This window comes from Kitasatospora sp. NPDC059648, assembly GCF_042734825.1.
Taxonomy (GTDB): domain Bacteria; phylum Actinomycetota; class Actinomycetes; order Streptomycetales; family Streptomycetaceae; genus Kitasatospora.
In genome coordinates, this window is sequence record NZ_JBHWDU010000188.1 from 1 (window position 1) to 4,276 (window position 4,276).

Here is a 4,276-nt window from a genome sequence, read left to right on the forward strand (position 1 = left end):
GCCATCAACACCCTCCGCCAGGGCCACCCCGAAACCCGCACCACCACAGCAGCCCTCGCCACCCTCCACACCCACGGCCACCCCGTCACCTGGCCGATCCCCACGCCCTCCGGCGCCACCATCCGCACCGCCGATCTCCCCACCTACCCCTTCCAACGCGAGCGCTACTGGCTCAAGCCCGCCACCCGGTCCGCCGACCTGGCCTCCGCCGGACTGACCACGACCGACCACCCGCTGCTGGGCGCCGCCGTCGTCCTCCCCGACGGGACCAGGCTGTTCACCGGCCGCGTCTCTCCGAAGCAGCAGCCGTGGCTCCACGACCACGTGGTGTTCGGCACGGTCGTCCTGCCGGGCGTGGCCTTCCTCGACCTGCTCTCGTACGCCGGTGGGCAGGCCGGGTTCGGCCGGCTGGACGAACTGGTCCACCACGCGTTCCTGGCCGTACCTCCGCAGGGCGCGCGGGACGTGCAGATCACCGTCGGCACCCCGGACGAGACCGAGCGCTGCCCGTTCACCATGTACTCCCGACCGGCCGACGCCGCGCCGGAGGAGGCGTGGACCCGGCACGCCAGCGGGTACCTGGCCCGGGAGGTCGGGCAGCCGTCCTTCGACCTGTCCGTCTGGCCGCCGGCCGGGGCGACCCCGGTCGACATCGACGAGTTCTACCGGACGTTCATCAACCGCGGGTACGAGTACGGCCCGATGTTCCAGGGCTTCAGGGCCGGCTGGCGGCTCGGCGAGGACGTGTACGCCGAGATCGCGCTGCCGGACGACGGCGACGAGGAGAACTACGGCCTCCACCCGGCCCTGCTGGACTCCGCGCTGCACCCGCTGATGCTCTGGTACGGCTCCGAGGACGGCGTCCGGCTGCCGTTCTCCTGGAGCGGGGTCACCCTGCACGCGACCGGGGCCCGTCACGTGCGGGTGCACCTGTCCCGCCCAGAGCCGGACCTCGTCGCCCTGGAGATCGCCGACCGCTCCGGCGCCCCGGTGATGACCATCGAGGCGCTGGCCATGCGCCCGGTCGGCGCCGAGCAATTGGCCGCTGCCCGCACCAAGCAGCCGGACTCGCTCTACCGGGTGCAGTGGAGCCGGATCGCCGCCGGACCGGTCCGGCCGGCCGCACTGCCGTACGCCGTCCTCGGCGACAAGGACCTGGCCGACCGGCTGGTCCGGCTGGGCATCGCCGCGGAGGTGCACGACGGACCGGGCGCGCTCCAGTCGACGGTGCCTGCCGGAATCGCCGGCCTGCTGCTGCCGGTCGCGGCCTCCGAGGAGGGCGTCGTCGCCGGGGCGCACGCCACCGCGGCCGCCGTCCTGGCGACCGTCCAGGAGTTCCTGTCCGACGGACGACTGGCCGGAACCGTGCTGACCGTCCTCACCGAGGGCGCGATCGCCGCCCGGGACGACGAGGACGTGCCCGACCTCGCCGCCGCCGCCGTCTGGGGCCTGGTGCGCACCGCGCAGTCCGAGAACCCCGGCCGGATCGTCCTGGTCGACCACGACGGCGGCGACCCGTCCCTGCGCGCACTGCCCGCCGCCCTTGCCGGCGACGCCCCGCAGTTCGCGCTGCGCGCCGGCGAGCTGCTGGTGCCCCGGTTCGCCAAGGCCACCGTCACCGCCGGGACACCCGTTCCACTCGACCCGGCGGGCACCGTGCTGATCACCGGTGGCACCGGCACCCTCGGCGCGCTGATCGCCCGCCGGCTGGTGACCGGGCACGGCGTACGGCACCTGCTGCTCGTCGGCCGGCGCGGACCGGACGCTCCGGGAGCCGCCGAACTGGTCGCCGGACTGCGGGAGTCGGGAGCCGAGGTCACCGTCGCGGCCTGCGACACCGCCGACCGCGACGCGGTGGCCGCCCTGATCGGTGCGGTCCCGGCCGAGCACCCGCTGACTGCCGTGGTGCACGCCGCCGGCGTACTGGACGACAGCACCCTCCCGGCGCTGACGGCCGAACGGCTCGGCGCGGTGCTGCGGCCGAAGGTCGACGCGGCCTGGAACCTGCACGAGGCGACCGGGCACCTAGGCCTGCGGGCCTTCGTCCTCTTCTCCTCCGTCGCCGGTCTGATCGGCAACGCCGGCCAGGCCAACTACGCGGCCGCCAACACCTTCCTGGACGCCCTCGCGGCCCACCGCCGCGCCTGCGGCCTGGCGGGCGTCTCGCTGGCCTGGGGCCTGTGGGAGCTGGAGAGCGGAATGGCGGGCGCCCTGGACGAGGCCGGACGGGCCCGGCTGACCCGGGGCGGCATCGCACCGGTGCCGACCGCGCAGGCGCTCGACCTGTTCGACCTCGCCCTCGGCCACGACCAGCCGCTGCTGGTCCCGGCCCGGCTCGACCTCACCGGGTTCGGCGGGGACAACCCCGTCGTGCCACCCCTGATGCGCGGCCTGGTCGGCACGACCGCACGCCGCCGGGCCAGGGACACCGTGGACGCGGACACCTTCCGTCAGCGGCTGGCAGGCCGCGGCGAGGAGGAGCAGGTCCGGATCCTGGAGGAGCACATCCTGGGCCAGCTCGCCACCGTCCTCGGCCACAGTTCGGCGGCGGCGCTGGACGGCCGGACCGGCTTCCTGGAAACCGGCCTCGACTCGCTGACCGCCGTCGAGTTCCGCAACACCCTGAACCGGAACACCGGACTGCGACTGCCCGCCACCACGCTGTTCGACTACCCGACCCCGGCCGAACTCGCCGCCTTCCTGCGCGCCGAGTTCGCACCCGACGCGGCGGGCACGGCGGGCCCGGACGCGACTGGCGGCGCCCCGCCGCTGCTCGCGGCCGAACTGGACCGGCTGACGGCCAACGCCGCCACCCTGCGGTCCGACACCAGGAACGACCTGATCCTGCGCCTGCAGGACGTCCTCGACAGGCTCACCGAGCTGGACGGGACAGCCGGATCCGGTCCGGCGGACGACGCCGCCGCGGCGCGGATGGACTCCGCGACCGACGACGAGATCTTCGACTTCATCGACAACGAGCTGGGACTGGGGGCAGACGGTGAGTGAGGACAAACTCCGCGACTATCTGAAGCGGGTCACCACGGAGCTCCAGCAGACCCGGCAGCGGTTGCGGCAGGCCGAGTCCGCCGCCCGGGAGCCGATCGCCGTCGTGGCCATGGCCTGCCGGTTCCCCGGCGGCGCCGACACCCCCGAGGCGTTGTGGCGGCTGGTCGCCGACGGCGTGGACGCGATCGGAGACTTCCCCGGCAACCGCGAGTGGGAGCTGTCCGACCTCTTCGACCCGGACCCGGACGCCGCCGGCCGCAGCTACGCACGCCAGGGCGGATTCCTCTACGACGCGGACCGGTTCGACGCCGAGTTCTTCGGCATCAGTCCCCGCGAGGCGCTCGCCCTGGACCCCCAGCAGCGGCTGCTGCTGGAGACCAGCTGGGAGGCCATGGAGCGGGCCGGCATCGACCCGACCGCACTGCGCGGCACGGCGGCCGGCGTGTTCACCGGCGTGTCCAACCACGAGTACGCCTCGCTCACCCACCAGGGGCCCGAGGACGTCGAGGGCTACGTCCTGACCGGCAACACGCTGAGCGTCGCGTCCGGCCGCATCTCGTACACCCTCGGGTTCGAGGGGCCCGCGGTGACGGTGGACACCGCCTGCTCGTCCTCGCTGGTGGCGATCCACCTGGCCGTCCAGGCGCTGCGCAGCGGCGAGTGCGGCATGGCGCTCGCCGGCGGCGCGGCGGTCATGTCGACGCCCGGGATGTTCCTGGAGTTCAGCCGCCAGCGCGGGCTGTCCCCGGACAGCCGCTGCAAGTCCTTCGCGGCCGCGGCCGACGGCGTGATCTGGGGCGAGGGCGTCGGCATGCTGCTGCTGGAGCGGCTCTCCGACGCCCAGGCCGCCGGGCACCCGGTGCTCGCGGTCATCCGAGGCACCGCGATCAACCAGGACGGCAAGAGCAGCCAGCTCACCGCCCCCAACGGGCCCGCGCAGCAGCGGGTGATCCGGGCCGCGCTGGCCAACGCCCGGCTGTCGGCGGACCAGGTCGACGCGGTCGAGGCGCACGGCACCGGTACCAGGCTCGGCGACCCGATCGAGGCGCAGGCCCTGCTGGCCACCTACGGCCGGGCCCACGGCGCCGATCAGCCGCTCTGGCTGGGCTCGTTGAAGTCCAACATCGGCCACACCCAGGCCGCGGCCGGCGTCGGCGGCGTCATCAAGATGGTCGAGGCGATGCGTCACGGCGTGCTGCCCCGCACCCTCCACGTGGACGAGCCCACCCCGCACGTCGACTGGGAGTCCGGCGCCGTCGAACTGCTCACC

Annotated in this window: 2 protein-coding genes; both read left to right on the forward strand. The window is 74.3% G+C overall.

All coding sequences use genetic code 11. The features are described from left to right. On the forward strand, positions 1–3,006 hold a 3,006-nt coding region (locus tag ACFV1W_RS40150), incomplete at its 5' end, for an SDR family NAD(P)-dependent oxidoreductase (RefSeq protein WP_380422474.1). Further along, on the forward strand, positions 2,999–4,276 hold a 1,278-nt coding region (locus ACFV1W_RS40155; RefSeq protein ID WP_380422475.1), incomplete at its 3' end, for a type I polyketide synthase. The genes ACFV1W_RS40150 and ACFV1W_RS40155, both read left to right, overlap by 8 nt.